General features: G+C 70.1%; 9 protein-coding genes. 3 read left to right on the top strand and 6 right to left on the bottom strand.

The genetic code is table 11. From position 1 onward, the window contains the following. Both ACWGKQ_RS39630 and ACWGKQ_RS39635 read right to left on the bottom strand, forming a co-directional pair. The coding region (locus ACWGKQ_RS39630) for a M4 family metallopeptidase (protein ID WP_453296904.1) at positions 1-2,148 on the bottom strand (2,148 nt) is incomplete at its 3' end. A 262-nt stretch (positions 2,149-2,410) separates the two neighbouring features. Next, complete coding sequence (locus ACWGKQ_RS39635) at positions 2,411-2,899, bottom strand: N-acetyltransferase family protein (protein WP_453296905.1); 489 nt, start codon at positions 2,897-2,899, stop codon at positions 2,411-2,413. 306 nt (positions 2,900-3,205) lie between these two features. Between ACWGKQ_RS39635 and ACWGKQ_RS39640 the strand changes: the two genes are divergently transcribed. Both ACWGKQ_RS39640 and ACWGKQ_RS39645 read left to right on the top strand, forming a co-directional pair. Beyond that, positions 3,206-3,856, top strand: a complete 651-nt coding sequence (locus ACWGKQ_RS39640; protein WP_453296906.1) for an NADPH-dependent F420 reductase — start codon at positions 3,206-3,208, stop codon at positions 3,854-3,856. Positions 3,857-3,959: 103 nt separating this feature from the next. Then, positions 3,960-4,958 (top strand): MHYT domain-containing protein, encoded by a 999-nt coding sequence (locus ACWGKQ_RS39645; protein ID WP_453296907.1) that lies wholly within the window; start codon positions 3,960-3,962, stop codon positions 4,956-4,958. Positions 4,959-5,145: 187 nt separating this feature from the next. On the opposite strand, the gene ACWGKQ_RS39650 is transcribed toward ACWGKQ_RS39645, so the two are convergent. The 3 genes from ACWGKQ_RS39650 to ACWGKQ_RS39660 all read right to left on the bottom strand — a co-directional run bounded on the left by ACWGKQ_RS39650 (position 5,146) and on the right by ACWGKQ_RS39660 (position 12,417). Next, positions 5,146-6,786: a glycosyl hydrolase family 28 protein gene (locus tag ACWGKQ_RS39650; RefSeq protein WP_453296908.1), complete on the bottom strand. Its 1,641-nt coding sequence runs from the start codon at positions 6,784-6,786 to the stop codon at positions 5,146-5,148. A 53-nt stretch (positions 6,787-6,839) separates the two neighbouring features. Continuing rightward, the gene (locus ACWGKQ_RS39655; RefSeq protein WP_453296909.1) at positions 6,840-9,467 is read right to left on the bottom strand and encodes a glycoside hydrolase family 97 catalytic domain-containing protein; all 2,628 of its coding nucleotides are present in this window, start codon (positions 9,465-9,467) and stop codon (positions 6,840-6,842) included. A gap of 178 nt (positions 9,468-9,645) precedes the next feature. Then, entirely contained in the window at positions 9,646-12,417 is a 2,772-nt protein-coding gene (locus tag ACWGKQ_RS39660) for a ricin-type beta-trefoil lectin domain protein (protein WP_453296910.1), read from the bottom strand. A gap of 339 nt (positions 12,418-12,756) precedes the next feature. Between ACWGKQ_RS39660 and ACWGKQ_RS39665 the strand changes: the two genes are divergently transcribed. Continuing rightward, positions 12,757-13,962: a beta-1,3-glucanase family protein gene (locus tag ACWGKQ_RS39665; RefSeq protein WP_453296911.1), complete on the top strand. Its 1,206-nt coding sequence runs from the start codon at positions 12,757-12,759 to the stop codon at positions 13,960-13,962. A gap of 467 nt (positions 13,963-14,429) precedes the next feature. On the opposite strand, the gene ACWGKQ_RS39670 is transcribed toward ACWGKQ_RS39665, so the two are convergent. Beyond that, complete coding sequence (locus ACWGKQ_RS39670; protein ID WP_453296912.1) at positions 14,430-15,080, bottom strand: SDR family NAD(P)-dependent oxidoreductase; 651 nt, start codon at positions 15,078-15,080, stop codon at positions 14,430-14,432. Positions 15,081-15,241: the final 161 nt, after the last annotated feature.

Consider the following 15,241-nt stretch of genomic DNA (forward strand, 5'->3'; position numbering starts at 1 on the left):
GGTGGCGGTGCAGCCGGACGGGATCGTCACCGACTGGGACAGCGTGTCGGTGTGGGTCGACCCGTAGCCGTCGAGCCACGCCTTGTAGGAGCCGGTCCGGGCCGCCTCACCGCTGTCGGTGGTGATGACACCACTGGTCGCGGTCCAGGTGGTGTTGCCCGACTCGAAGCCGGGGTTGCCGAGCAGTTGCGTGGAGGTGCAACTGCCGCCGCCTCCGCTGGTGCTGACCGTCCAGGTGAAGGACGCGGTGCCGGAGGCGCCGGTGGAGTCGGTCACCGTGACGGTCGTACTGTACGTACCCGCCGTCGTGGGCGTCCCCGATATGACGCCGGTCGAGCTGTTGATCGACAGGCCGGTCGGCAGGCCGGTCGCCGCGTAGGTCAGCGAGCCGCTGTTGGTGCTGCTCGCCGAGACCTGCAGACTCACCGCGGTGCCGACGGTCGAGGACTGGCTGCCCGGGTTGGTGACCGTGACGCCCGAGGTGGGCACGGTGATGTGGCTGCCGACGTTGATGCCGGCGAACGCGTTGCCGACACCGGCGTACTGGGTGGAGCTGGTGCCGTACAGCGCCGCGGCCGCGTTCAGGGCGGCGGTGCGGGCGGCGGCGTAGTTGGTGCTGGACGTCATGTACGTCGTCAGCGCCTTGTACCAGATCTGGAGGGCCGCGGCCCGGCCGATGCCGGCGACGGCGACGCCGTCGGAGGTCGGGCTGTTGTAGGTGACGCCGTTGATGGTCTTGCTGCCGCTGCCCTCGGACAGCAGGTAGAACATGTGGTTCGCCGGGCCCGAGGAGTAGTGCACGTCGAGGTTGCCGACCCCGGAGTACCAACTGTCGGCCGACGCACCGTCCTTGTCCGGCTCGTCCATGTAACGCAGCGGCGAGCCGTCGCCGTTGATGTCGATCTTCTCGCCGATGAGGTAGTCACCGACGTCGGAGGAGTTGTTGGCGTAGAACTCCACGCCGGTGCCGAAGATATCGGAGGTCGCCTCGTTCAACCCGCCCGATTCGCCGGTGTAGTCGAGCCCGGCGGTGTTCGACGTGACGCCGTGGCTCATCTCGTGGCCCGCGACGTCGAGCGAGGTGAGGGCGTGGGTGCTGCTCGTGCCGTCGCCGTAGGTCATGCAGAAGCAGTCGTCGTCCCAGAAGGCGTTGACGTACGCCGTGCTGTAGTGGACGCGGCTGTAGGCGGCGACGCCGTCGTTCTTGATGCCGCTGCGGCCGAAGGTGTTCTTGTAGAAGTCCCAGGTCATCTGGGCGCCGTAGGCGGCGTCGGCGCCGGCGGTCTGGGTGTTGGAGCCGGATCCGGTGCCCCAGACGTCGTCGGTGTCGGTCATCAGGGTGCCGGTGCCCGACGTGCCGTTGTTGAGGCTGTACGTCTTGTGGCCGCCGCGCGTGGTGTCGTACAGCTGGTAGGTCGAACCCGACAGCGTGGTGTTCAGGGTGACCGTGCCGCTGTACTGGGTGTTGCCGGTGCCCGTCTGGACGGCCTGGTAGCGGTAGAGCTCCTTGCCGGTGGTGGCGTCCGTGACGACGTGCAGCTTGCTGGGCGTGCCGTCGTCCTGGAAGCCGCCGATCACGGTCTCCCAGGCGAGCTTCGGGGTGCCGCTGCCGGCCCAGATCACCTTGCGGGCGCTGTCGGCGACGGGCTTCTGCGCGTCGAGGGCCCTGGCCGCCTTGAGCGCCTTGGTCTGGGCGGCGGACTTGCCGTAGGCCGCGCTGACCGTGGGGACCGCGATGGTGTGCTTGTTGTTGAAGGTGGTGCTCACGGTTCCGGCCGCGAGGGAGGCGGGCGGGGTGTGCACGACCAGGTCGCCGCCGAGGACCGGCAGTCCGGCGTAGGTGCGCTCGTAACGGGTGTGCACGGTGCCGTCGTTGTCCTTGACGACGTCCTTGACGACCAGCTTCTCCTTGGCGCCGAGCCCGATGGTGCGGGCGGTCGCGGCGGTCTTCTGCTGGGCGGTCCTGAGCAGCGCGCTGTGCTGGGCGGGGGTGAGCTTGGCCTCGAGGCCGCCGGTGCGCACGGGGCTGGGGTGGGGGGTGGCGGGCTTGGCGTTCGCCGGAACCGACTGGATGCCGACGGCGAGGAAGGCCGCGGTGGAGACCAGGGCGGCTCCTACCGTGGCCCGTCTGTGGGGAAGGCGTCTCACTCGTACTCCTCCTGCTGCGGCCGCCGGGTCGCGGCCGGTGACAGACCGGGCAGACGGGGATGTGCTGTCCGGGACGAGCTGAGCTGTGCGGGAACCGGGATCCGGGGACCGGCGTTCGTGGTCCGTGATCCGGGGACACGCCATGGAGAAAGCGTGTGTGCGGCGAGGATTCCAGACTTGACCCGCGCATGTCATTCACGTCGAGGTCAGTCGAGGGTTTTCCCTATGCAGGCCGGGGCGAGCGGTCGAGACGGTCCGGCGCTCAGCTGGAGGGCATGCGCGGAGACGGCAGGGACGAGGACGGCAGGGACGAGGACAGCCGGCGGACCATGAACACGTCCACCGGGTCCTCGGTCTCGACCAGGAATCCGTGCCGCTCGTACAGCCGCCGGGCCGCGCTGCCCCGCAGGACGTTCAGCCGGACGGTGACGCCGTCGCGGTCGCACCGCTCCAGCAGCTCGCGCAGCACGGCCGAGCCGATGCCGCCGCCCTGGGCGTGCGGGGCGAGATAGAAGTGCTCCAGCCAGCGGGCGCCTTCGGCCGGCCGCAGCGCCGCACAGCCGGCGAAGGCACCGTCCACCTCGATCACCCAGGTGTGGGCCGCGTCGAACCCGTCCCGCAGCCGCTGCCGTACCCGCCGCGCGTCATAGCGCCCGAGCCGCTCCAGGTCGTCCCGCAGCACGACGGCACGCAGTTCGGCCACCGCCTCGATGTCCGCGTCCGACGCCGGCCGGGTCTTCCAGTCCGCCATGATCGCCACGCTACCCGCCACGACCGCCGCCCCCTCCCCCGGGCACCGCGAAGCACCGCCCCTCGCAAGGTCACCCACCACAGAGCCGCGCCGACCGCGACCGCGCACCGCCTCCACACCGAGGCGAGGCGACGAGGACCGATGCGCATCCCCTGCCACCTACCACCGGCTGCCACCTACCACCGGCCCGAACCATGCCATGCCCCGCCGTGCGGACCGATTTATCCTGGATTGGGCGGAGTGCGACGGCCTCGCGCCCCAGGACCGTCCGTCGGCCAGCTCCCACCCCACGGAAGGGGCTCACCCATGCGGGTCTTCATCGTCGGCACAGGCAACATGGCGGGCGGTATCGCCACCCGGGCCCTGGCGGGCGGGCACACGGTGCGGCTGATCGGCACGGATCCCGTCAAGGCCGCCACGCTCGCCGACGCCCTGGGCGAGCGGACGCCGGGGGCGGATGTGGCGCCCGCCGTGCCGGACGCGGTCGGGGCGGCGGACGTGGTGGTGCTGGCCATACCGTTCGACGCGGCCAAGCAGGTCGTGACCGAGTACGGGGACCAGCTCGCCGGGAAGACCGTCGTCGACATCTCGAACCCGGTGGACTTCTCGACCTTCGACTCGCTCACGGTGCCCGCGGACAGCTCCGGCGCCCAGCAGCTCGCCGAGGCCGCCGCGCCGGGCACACACGTGGTGAAGGCCTTCAACACCACGTTCGCGGGCTCATTGGTCGCGGGTGAGGTGGGCGGGCTGCCGCTGGACGTGTTCATCGCCGGCGACGACGCCGCGGCCCGCGACCAGGTGGCCGAACTGGTCTCCTCCGGCGGGCTCAACCCGGTGGTCGTCGGCGGCCTGCGCCACGCCCGGGAGCTGGAGGGCATCCAGCTGCTGCACATGGCCCTGCAGACACGGCCCGAGGGACACGGCTGGATGAGCGCCATCAAGATCGTCGCACCCTGAAGCGCCCCGGAGGCTCCCCGGAGGCGGCCGAAGTCCCGGCGCACGCCCCCGGCGCGTAGTACCTTCCCCCACAACAGCCGTGACTCTGGGGGGAGTTGCACACATGCACGGCACGACGGACGGTTTCCACTACGGCGCGGTGACTCCGGTCGCGGCCTATCTGATGGCCTGTCTGGGCGGGGCGCTGGGGCTGCGCTGCATCGTCAGGTCGCTCCACCACCACCGGGATTCGTGGCGGCCCGGCTGGCTCGCCCTGGGGGCGGCGTCGATCGGCTGCGGAATCTGGACGATGCACTTCATCGCGATGATCGGTTTCCATGTCCAGGAGACCACGATCCGCTACGACGTGGGGCTGACCCTGCTCAGTCTGGCGGTGGCGATCCTGGTCGTGGGCATCGGCGTCTTCGCGGTCGGCTACCGGGGCGCGACCGCGGGGACGCTCTGGACGGCGGGCGTCGTCACCGGGCTCGGTGTGGCCGCCATGCACTATCTGGGCATGGCGGCGCTCCGCCTTGACGGAACGATTCACTACGACCCGGTGACGGTCACCCTCTCCGTACTGATCGCGATCGCGGCGGCGACGGCGGCACTGTGGGCGGCCGTGTCGGTGCGGGGCTTCACGGCGAGCCTGGGCGCCAGTCTGGTGATGGGCCTGGCGGTGTCCGGCATGCACTACACCGCCATGGCCGCCGTGCGCGTCGACGTGCACCCGGCGTCCGCAACCTCCTGGTCGAGCGCGTCACCGACCTCACTGCTGCTCCCGATGCTGCTCGGCCCTGCCGTGTTCCTGCTGCTGGCCGGGGTGGTGGTGATGTTCGACCCGCTGCTGGTCCTGGGCGAAGGGGACTGGAACCGCCGGGGACCCGAGAAGACCGGTCCGCTGGCGCCGTCATCCCGGGCGGCACGCTCACGCCCACCGGGCCGGCGCGGCGGGCGTCCGCCCCGAGGCCGTTACGAGCGTCCGGCACCCGGCGGTACGGACCGGTACGGCTCGGCGGCGCACGCCGCGCCGTCGGCCACAAGCCACTACGGCACCCGGAACCGCCCGGCGCCCGCTCCGCAGGACCCGTACCGCGCCCCCTCGAACCCCTACGAGTGGTGACCGGTCCTGCCATGGTCGATTGGTGTCGCCGTCGCCGCCTGCTCTGAACTGCGACAGAGGCTTCGCTCGAGACAGCACTCGGCATCGCCCCCGCGGGTGCGGGGAGCGGACGCCGAACGCCGCCGCCGGTCCCAGCCCGCCTGCAGCCGGTGGCGACTGGGATATCGGTGCTCGAAAGGACAGGTGCCTACGGAGTGATCGTGACGGAGCCGTAGTCCGAGAGGTTGGTGAGGTTCATCGAGGCGAGCGTGGTGACGGCGGTGGTGCTGCCCGGCATCACGATGTCGCTCAGCGTGACCCCGGTGATGGGGGCGCCGGGCCGGCCGTTGATGCGCGCGGCCGTGGTGCCGGCGTTGCGGACCCTGACGTTGGAGATCGTGACGCCCGTGACCGGGCCGATGCCCTGGGTGTCACCGGTCATCAGGGCCAGCCATGTCCTGTTGTCGTCGTTGGTGAAGTCCAGCCGCTCGATGTCGATGTCGTCGAAGCGGATGTTCGTGGCACTCGCCGCTCCGTACTTGTGATGGACGCCGATGCCCACGGCGGCGTCGTAGACGACGACGTGCCGGAACGTGACGCCGTCCTGCGACTGGATGACGCCCTGGCCCACCTTGACCCCGTAGCAGTAGGTCCAGGAGACCAGGTCGTCGAAGGTGACGTTCTTCAGCGGGCGTGCGGTACCGGGGACGGACTTGTAGATGTCGGCGACGTCGCCCCAGGTCTTGGTGGAGAACGGGTCGTCGAGCCCGATGCCGATCGCGTGGGTGACGGTGACGTTCGTGGACTCGGTGACGTCGATCCCGTCGTTCTCGCCCATGTCGAACCTGTTGAAGAGCTTGATGTCGCGGAACGTCAGGTTCGAGGACCGCAACGGGATGACCGCCCAGCTGCTGGACTCCCGGAACGTGATGCCGTCGACCGTGAGTCCGTCGGTGTAGATGGGCATGAGGAGGTTCACGCCCAGGTTGCCGGGCTTGAGCGAGGCCGCTCCGTTGCCGTCGATGATCCCCCGGCCGTAGATCTTGATGTTCGACGACGAGTAGCGGGTGGAGATGAACCAGGTGAGGTCGCGCCCCTGGGAGTCCTTGTGCCCGTCCACCACGTAGTGGTCGGGCTCCCCGGTGTAGCGGAGCACCGCGCCGGGGGCGAGGTAGAGGGCGAGGTTGCTGCGCAGGTACAGGTTGCCCAGCGTGTAGACACCGGCGGGCACGTAGACGACGCCCTGCCCGCCGTTGGCGGAACCCCACGCGGCGGCGTCGTTCAGCGCGGTCTGGAAGGCCGTGGTGCTGTACGCGCCGGTGTTCGGCTGCACGTTGTACGGGGCGCTCCGCACGTTGAAGACGCCGGTGCCGGTGGACGACGGGCGGTCGGACTCCTGCGGGTCGGCCGCGATCACCAGGTTGGGGCGGCCGTCCAGTTTCACGATCAGGTAGTCGTCGTGCTGCACGGTGAAGGTCAGGGTCGAGCCGCTGACCGACCCGCTGATGTTCAGCTTCTGCGGACTGATGCCGTACGAGCCGATGCCAGTGTTGTTGGTCTTGGTCACCGCCATGGTGGCGGTGCCGGTACCGAGGGCGAACTGGGCGATGTCGTACCCCGGGTACTTGGTGACGGGGACGGACGTTCCGTTGACGGTGAGCGTGTAGTCCGTCGACGCCGGGTAGATCGACGCGACCGGGTACACCGCCACGCCCGCCGACGCGGCCTGGGCGGGACGGGGAAGTCCCACCAGGGCCGCGACGGCCAGCAGCAGAGCGGTCAGTCCGAGAGCCAGGCTGCGTGCGGCACGGCGCTCGGCTGCGCCGGTCGTCGTGAACGGTGATCTCATCCGGATTCCTTCGGGCTGGTGGCGTGCTGGAGACGGTGAAGGTGCACGGGCCGTCAACTCCTGGTCCACACCTGGTTGGTACCGCCGTTGCAGGTCCACAGCTGCAGTTGGGTGCCGTTGGCGGTGCCGCCGTCGACCGCGTCCAGGCAGGTGCCGGAGGCGAGGTTGACGATCGTGCCGTCGGAGCGGACCCGCCACTTCTGGCCGTAGGTGCCGTCGCAGTCCTGGATCTGGACGGCGGTGCCGTTGGCGGTGGCTCCTCCGGCCGCCGCCAGGCAGCGGTTGGCGAAGACGGTCAGTTCACCGCTCACCGTGGAGAACCAGGTCTGGTTGCCGCCGCCGTTGCAGTCCCACAGCGCGGGGCGGGTGCCGTTGGCCTGGTTGCCGCCGGGGAGGTCCAGGCAGCGGCCGGACTGCTTCTCCTTGTAGGCGCCGGTGGTGTTCGCGCGGTACCAGGTCTGGTTGGTGCCGCCGGTGCAGGTCCAGATCTGCAGCAGGGTGCCGGTGGTGGTGCCGCCCCCGGTGGCGTCCAGGCACTTGCCCGAGTCGGGGTTGACCACCGTACCGTCACTGTTGACGGTCCACCGCTGGGCCGCCGAGCCGTTGCAGTCGTAGATCTGCACCGCCGTACCGTCTGCCGTGGCGCCGCCCTTGACGTCCAGGCACTTCGCCCCGCCGTAGACCGTCAGCTGCCCGGTCGGGGAGGCGGTCCAGGTCTGGTTCGCGTCGCCGTGGCAGTCCCACAGGGCGACCTGCGTGCCGTTCGTCTGGCTCGCCCCCGGCACGTCCGCGCACAGACCGGACTGGCTGCCCTTCAGCGCGCCGGCCTGGCCCCGGGTGGAGCAGGTCGACATGCCGGACGTGTAGGGGCACAGGGCAGTCACGAAACCGCCGTTGGTGGCCTCCGGTACCGACAGGGTGTCGGAGCTGGTGACGACGCGGGTCTCGTGGGTCAGGCCGCCGGAGCCGTCGCGGACCGTCTCGGCCAGCCACTGCCCGGCGCCGAGGAAGGACAACGGGGTCTGGAAGGTCTTGGCGGACACGGCCGAGATGCCGCCGACGAACCAGCGCCCGCCGGCCCGACGGGCCAGGTACGCCTCCTTTCCGGGACTGCCCCCGAGCAGCCGGGTCTCGTCCCAGGTGGTGGGGAGCTGGTCGAGGATGCGCAGCGCCTCGGGGTGGGCCTCGTAGCTCTCGGGGCTGTCGGCGAAGTGCTGCCAGCCGGACTCGAAGACGACGGAGGTGGCCAGTTCGTGGGCGTCGGTGGTGTCACGGCCGGTCATGCTGAACACCACGGGGGTGAAGTCCATGCTGGAGATCACGTTCCGGGTGTAGGGCAGGATGGTGTCGAAGGCGGCGCGGTTGTGGAACTGTTCCGAGCCGTACACCGCCTCGGCGGCGACCACCTGGGGCCAGGTGCGCTGCATGCCGCGCGGCATGGCGGTGCCGTGGAAGTTGACCATGAGCTTCAGGTCCGCGGTCTGGGCGAGGACGGCGTCGTACCACTGCAGGGTCGGCTGGGTGTACTCGTCGATGAAGTCGATCTTCACCCCGGCCACTCCCCAGTTCTTGACCTGGGGCAGCCACTGGTCGCGCTGGGCGGCGGTGCGCAGGTCGGAGGAGTTGAACCAGAGGATGACCTGGACACCTCTGGCCTTGGCGTACGACACGATGTCCGGGATCCAGGAGGAGGACCAGCCCTCGTCGATGAGGACATAGCCCCAGCCCTGGCGCTGGGCGAAGTCGATGTACTGCTTCTGCCTGGCCTCGCTGGATGGGCTGCCGTGTTCGCTCAGCCAGGACCAGGCGACGGTGCCGGGCTTGATCCAGGAGGTGTCGGAGACCTTGGAGGGCGTGGCCAGGTCGTCGACGATCGTGGACTGGGTGACGCTCGCCAGGTCACCGATGGCCGCCGTGCGCCACGGCGTCGACAGCGGCAGCGTGGTGGTGATCCCGCTCGCCAACTGGGCGGTGTAGGTGGCGGATCCGGACGTGTGGGAGAGGTAGGAGGCGGCGTACCGGCCGTCGAGATCCGTCTCGGCCACCAGCGCGTAGGCGTCGCCGACCTGGAACAGCGCGGGCAGGTGGTAGGTGTTGGTCGGAGCGGCGGCCGCGGTGGTGGCGAACCACTGGCCCTGGTCCTCGCTGTCGGGCGGCACGAGCCAGGCGTTGGCGGAGGCCGGGACCGTCCACGACGACGCCTCACCCGTCACGGTCACCGAGCCGCTGCCCGGCAGCACGTAACGGTAGGCCACACCGGTGTCCGAGGCACGGACCACGACGTCGAGCCGGGCCCCGCCGCTGCCCGAGAAGGACAGGGTCGTCTCGGTGTATGCGGTCTGCCGGTTGCGCTGCTTGCCGGTGGTCATCGTGTACGACTCGGTGAACGTCCGGTCGCTGCGCTGCAGGAACGTCAGGTTCTTCGTCAGGTCGGCGGCGCTGGTGCGGATGCCTATCGGGGACGGCGACAACACGGTCTGGCCGCGGCTGGAGGCGGCGAAGGTGAGGGTGCCGTTGTCGAGCGTGACCTGTGCGGCGGTCGGGGAGCCCGCGGACGGGCCGGTGACGGTCCAGCCGGTGGCCGCGGCCGCGGCGTGCGCCGGGACGACCAGGAGGGCAAGGGGCAACAGCAGTGCCGCCAGGCAGGTTTGCAGCAGGCGTCTGAGCGGGGTGGTGGGCATGAGTCTCCCTCATTCGAGGTGAGTGGTGGTGACGACGAGTGGTGACCAGCGTGCAACGCGCGTCGGCGGCGCCGGGCCGTACGGCGGTGCCGAAGTGCCGGGCAGGCGACGCCGGGAGGAGGCCCGCCGGGCCGTGAGCACGAGTGGGGCGGCCACAGCCCGGCGGGGGCAGGGGAGGCTAGGACAGCCGCCAGATCTGGTTGGCGCCGCCGGTGCAGGTCCAGATCTCCAGCGCCGTGCTGTTGGCCGTGCCGTGCCCGACCGCGTCCAGGCACTTGCCGGATCCGACGTTGACCACGCTGCCGTCGGAACGCACCCGCCACTGCTGGCCGGCGCCCCCGTTGCAGTCCCAGATCTCCACCGGGCTGCCGTCGGCGGTGGCGCCGCCGGTGACCTCCAGGCACTTGGAGTCGTAGACGGTCAGCTGGTTGGTGGTGGAGGAGGTCCAGGTCTGGTTGGTGCCGCCGTTGCAGTCCCACAGGGCGGGCTTGGCGCCGTTGGTCTCGCTGAAGCCGGGGACGTCGACGCAGCGGCCGGACTCCTGCCCCTTGACCGACCCCGAGACCGCGCCGCGCTGCCAGCTCTGGTTCGAGCCGCCGGTGCAGGTCCAGAGCTCCAGCAGGGTGCCGGGGGCGGTGCCGCCTCCGGTGGCGTCCAGGCACGTGCCGGAGCCGGTGTTGACCACCGTGCCGTCGCTGTTCACGGTCCAGCGCTGGCCGTCGGTGCCAGTGCAGTCGCCGATCTGCACGGCGGTGCCGTCGGCCGTGGCGCCGCCCTTGGCCTCCAGGCACTTCGCGCCGTTGTAGACGGTGAGTTGGCCGGACGGCGTCAGGGTCCAGGACTGGTTGTCGCCGCCGTGGCAGTCCCAGAGCGCGACCTGTGTGCCGTTGGTCCGGCTCGCGCCGGGCACATCCGCGCACAGTCCGGACTGGCGGCCCTTGAGGATGCCGGCGTGGTTGCCGGGCGGGTTGGCGGTGACGGACAGGTTGTCGAAGTGGTCGGTCTGGTAGCCGACCACGCCGATGCCGATCTGGCCCGCCGCGAAGGAACTGTCGTTGGTGGTGCCGAGGGTGGCGCCGTCCGCGGTGGCGGTGATCTGGTCGCCGGAGAAGCCGAGGGCGAGCGTGTGCCACGCGTGTGTGCCCAGCGCCGTCCGGTTTCCGGAGAGCAGGGTGGTCAGGGTGCCGGCCGCCGAGCTCTTGACGATGGACCAGGCGCCGGTGTCGCTCACCCGCAGCAGGTAGGCGGCCTGGTGGCTCTGCGGACGGTTCTGGGTGCCCGCCCGGCCGAGGAGTTCGACGGTACCGGCCTGTTGCAGGTCGACGTCGGCCTTGACGGTGTAGTCGGTCCACGTCGGGTCGCCGAGCAGCGAGAAGGCGTCGGAGTCGTCCTGCCATTCGATCGGTTTGACCGGGGTCACCTGCTGCACGCACTGCCCGGTCCGGCCGTCGGCGCAGGGGCGCGCCTCGAACGAGCCCTGCATGTCGGACAGGTACGTGGCCTCGGTGCCCGTGGCATCGTTGTCGAACGTGTCGCTGTAGGGCAGCGCGAGGGCGTGGGCGGCGGGCGCGGTGGCGGTGCCCTTGCCCTGGCCGGTGGTCGTGGTGACCGTGTAGATCCAGCCGGGCTGAAGCGTCAGCGCGTACGAGCCGCCGGTCGGGGTGACGTCCTGGGTGTGCACGAAGTCGGTGGACGGGCTCGGGCTGTTCACCCGGGTCGCCCACACGTGCACCGCGCCGGTGGAAAGGCCGCCCTTCACCTGGACGTCGACCGTCTGCGCGGCGGTGGCGGTGGTGGTCTCCAGGACCGTGGAGTAGTCGGACCCGTTCGGAGACTTCAGCGTCACATAGGTGCCGTTGGACTCGCTGCCGCCGAGATAGCCGGAGGCGGAGTCGATGAACTTCCAGCCCGGTTGGGTGAACTGGGTGATCTGGGCGGTGGCCCAGGTGTTCTCGCCGATCGAGTAGTTCCCGGACCACGGCGAGGGCGCGGTGGCCAGGCCGACCGTGCTGTACGGCAGGTTGGAATAGATCGCCGCGACCAGTGGCCAGTTGAGGTAGGCGGTCATGCGCGCGTCCACGTATCCGCGCACGATGGAACGGATCAGCGCCGGGGCCCCGGCGTCCATGTCCAGTGAGCCGTTCTCGGACGCCCACAGCGGTTTGCCGTTGTTCTTCGCCGTGGTGGTGCTGGAACAGGTGTTGGCGTTGCCGCCGTCACCGCCCTGGCAGGGGTAGTGCGCTCCGATGACCGACACGGCGTTGTTGAACGAGGCGTTGCTCGCCATGTCGTCCGCGACGCTCCAGCCCGAGTCGTCGGCGACGATCTGCAGGCTGCCGTATCCGGCGTTGTCCAGCGCGGACCGCAACTGGACGTACCAGTCGGCGTCGTGGCCCCGCTCGTTCCAGCCGCCGAGGTAGCTGATGGTCAGGCCGTGCTGCTTTGCACAGCCCAGCCAGGAGATCAGGTAGTTGATCGTGTCGGTGGACCAGAACCCGCCGTTGATCCAGCCGGGAGCGGCCCAGGCCAGACCGTAGAACTTGATGTCCGGATTACGGGCCTTGGCCTGCTCGGCGAGCCAGAACTCGTAGCCGGCATCGCAGTTGATCTGCCCCTTGCTGTGCTCGATGGACGGCTCCGAGCCGTCGGTGGAGTTGGCGTCCCCACCGATCTCCAGCTTCAGCAACTGCAGGTTCGCGCCGTATCCCGGCTTGAACAGGTAGTCCAGGATCTGCGACCGCTGGGCGGGCGGATAGTCCCGCAGCAGCCGGGAGTTGCCCCCGCCACCGCTGATCGCACCGATTCCGTCGAACGTCCGGCCGCCTTGACCGCCGTCCACCGTGATCGTCGTGGCCGTCGCCGCGCGGGCCGGCGGCACACCGGCCACGAGCAGGGCGGCCACGAGAGCCGTGAGCCACAGGGGCAGGAGGCGTTTCAGGGTTCGCTGCACAGCGTCGTCCTTCTCCAGTGGGGGGTGAGGACTGCTTCGGAGAGCGCTCTCAAACGGGCGCGTTGTCGAGAACCGTGCGTGGATGTTTGGGCGTCATTGTGGAGTCCTGTTGAATTACCGTCAAGGTCTGTACCAAAGAACCTGTTTGGATCGAACGGAAAGCGCCAGGTCGGCCGGGCCGGGCCAGGTCGGCGACGCCGACCAACACTCATACGCAGTCACAGGGCTCAAAGCCTTGACGGGTGCATGATCGATAGCCAACACTCCCAAACAGGTCTACACCAATCAAGTACTCGTGCGTTGGGGGGACACGGGTTCCGTCCTGCCTAGGAGTACCTCTTGCTCTCACGACGCGCCTTTCTCGCCGCCGCGGCGACCGCACCCGTGGCCGCGCCGGCCGCATCCGTCCTGGTGCCGGGACTCGCCGCGGCCGCCGCGGCGTCCCTCCCGATCACCTTGCAGAACAACTCCGGCTCCAGCCCCGTCTACGCCTACATCTCCGGTGCGGACAGCAGCGGCTGGCCCGGCTTCGTCACCGCGGACGGGGTCTTCCACAGACTGTCCAACCCCGCCACGACACTGACGCCCGTGCCGGACTACGCCATAGCCCTGGGCGCGTCCGGCACCTCCACCACGCTCACCGTCACCGACTACCTGATCGGCGGCCGCGTCTGGTTCTCCGTCGGGAAGAAGATCCAATTCTTCGTCAACCCCGGCCCCGGGCTGGTGCAGCCCGGATTCACCAGCAACGATCCCAACTGGCTGACCGACTGGACGTTCTGCGAGTTCACGTACAACAGCACCAACCTGTACGCGAACATCAGCTATGTGGACCTGGTCGCCGCGCCCATCTCCATGCGGACCACCGGCAGTTCCGGCCAGCAGTCGGTCAGCCCGCTACCGGCAGGGGCACTGTCCTCCATCGCGTCGGGACTCGTCACCCAGTCCCAGACCGATGGCGCTCCCTGGAACTCCCTCGTGGTCACGGACAGCAGCGGCACCGTCCTGCGCGTCATGTCCCCCGTGCACTCCCCCACGGACTTCGGAAGCTACTGGAACTCCTATCTCGACCAGGTGTGGAGCCGCTTCTCCAGCACCACGCTCACCGTGGACACCCAGTCCCTCGGCACCTACACCGGCGAGGTCTCGGGCGGCACACTCGTCTTCACCGGCCTGAACACGAACGGCGTGCCCTTCACCCGCCCCAGCGCGAGCGACATCTTCAGCTGCAACAGCGGGCCGCTGTACAACTCCGGCGGCGACGCGCGGGGCGCCGTGGCCGCCCGGCTTGCCGCCGCACTCAACCGGAGCACCCTTCTGCTGGCCGGCGGGCAGAACCAGCCCGGCGGCGTCGCCTCGGCGCAGTACTACACCAACGCCGTGACCAACCACTACGCCCGGCTGGTCCACAAGTACGCGTCGATCGGCTACGCCTTCCCGTACGACGACGTCGGGCCCACCGGCAGCACACCCGTCGACGGACATCTCCAGGACTACGCACCGACATCCTGGACGGTCACCCTCGGCAGCAGTACCGGCGGTTAGCCTCGCGCTTTCGCGAGGTGACGGGCCGAGTGCCGGTCGACAGTGCCGGAGGGCGCTCCTGACCGGCTCCCGCCCCCGTGTCCGCGCCGAGGGCGGCGGTCGTTCGGCACTCTCCCGAGCCGGGGCCCGTGCCGCCGGCGGCGACGGACCGCAAGACCGGTCTGGATCAGGCTGTATCCGCCGTCCTTGCGCGAGGACGCAAGGACAGGGCGGTCCACGATCCGGGCAAGGCCCTGCTGGACGCGCCGTCAACGGCGTGCCGGGCCGGGCACCGTCGCGCCGGATCACGCCCCGGACGTGTGTCGCGATGCCTTCGAAACCGGCCACGCCGAGGTTCCCGGCAGCTCCGGTCTCCGCCGGCGACTGCGGTGAAGAAGCCTGTGACATTCGGGGGCACGACGCGGCGACCGGGCCCGCGGGAACACTCGGCGTCGTGTCCGCCTGAGTTCGGTCGTGCCCGCCTGAGTTCAGGGAATGCCACGCGCGGTGTTCGGAGCGGGCCACCAGGCCGCCTCTGCGACCGGGGTAGCCGGTGAGCCGGTGAGCCGGGGGACGGCGTCGGTGACCACGGACACCTCGTCCCTTTCGATCGCCTGGTACCACGAGATCCAGGTCTCGATCTGTTCCCCGCTCATGCCCAGTCGCCACCGCCGTGCGAAGGCCTCCTCGAAGGTCTCGGGTGCGAAGCGGTAGGGCCGGCCGGTGGCCGCGGCGATCCGGCTGACCGCTTCGCCGAGGGCCAGGGCCTCGGGCCCGGTGATCTCCAGGATCGCGCCGTCGCGTTCGGAACGGGGACGGCCGTCGAGGGCGACGGCCGTGATCACGTCCGCGATGTCCTCGTGGGTGACGAAGGCCGCCCGGCCGGTGCTCGCGGGGCCGCTCACGACGAACTCCCCGTCGGCGAGGGCGGCCGGCGTCGACGCGTAGAAGCCCGCCCGGAGCACCGCGTGCCGGATCCCGGACCCAGCCAGGAACTGTTCGGTCGCCCACTGGTCGCGGGCGTTGATGTAGGTGGCCACGGGCGAAGCGCCGACGAGGGACACGTACAGGACCCGGTCCACGCCGACCGCGATCGCGGCCTCGACCGCGGTGGCGTGTTCCTCCAGCCGGAGGGACACCTCTGGGTGCGTCCTTTGGCCGCACGACGGCGACAGCCCGGTAGTTCACCACTACGAACATGCCCCGGGCCGCCGGGACCCGCGAGGCGGCCGCCATCCTCATGGCGCGCCCTTCCACCAGCCGGCGGCGACGCGTCCGGGAAGCCGTCGCGCAAGCCTCG

The sequence above is a fragment of the Streptomyces sp. NPDC054770 genome, from assembly GCF_053611985.1.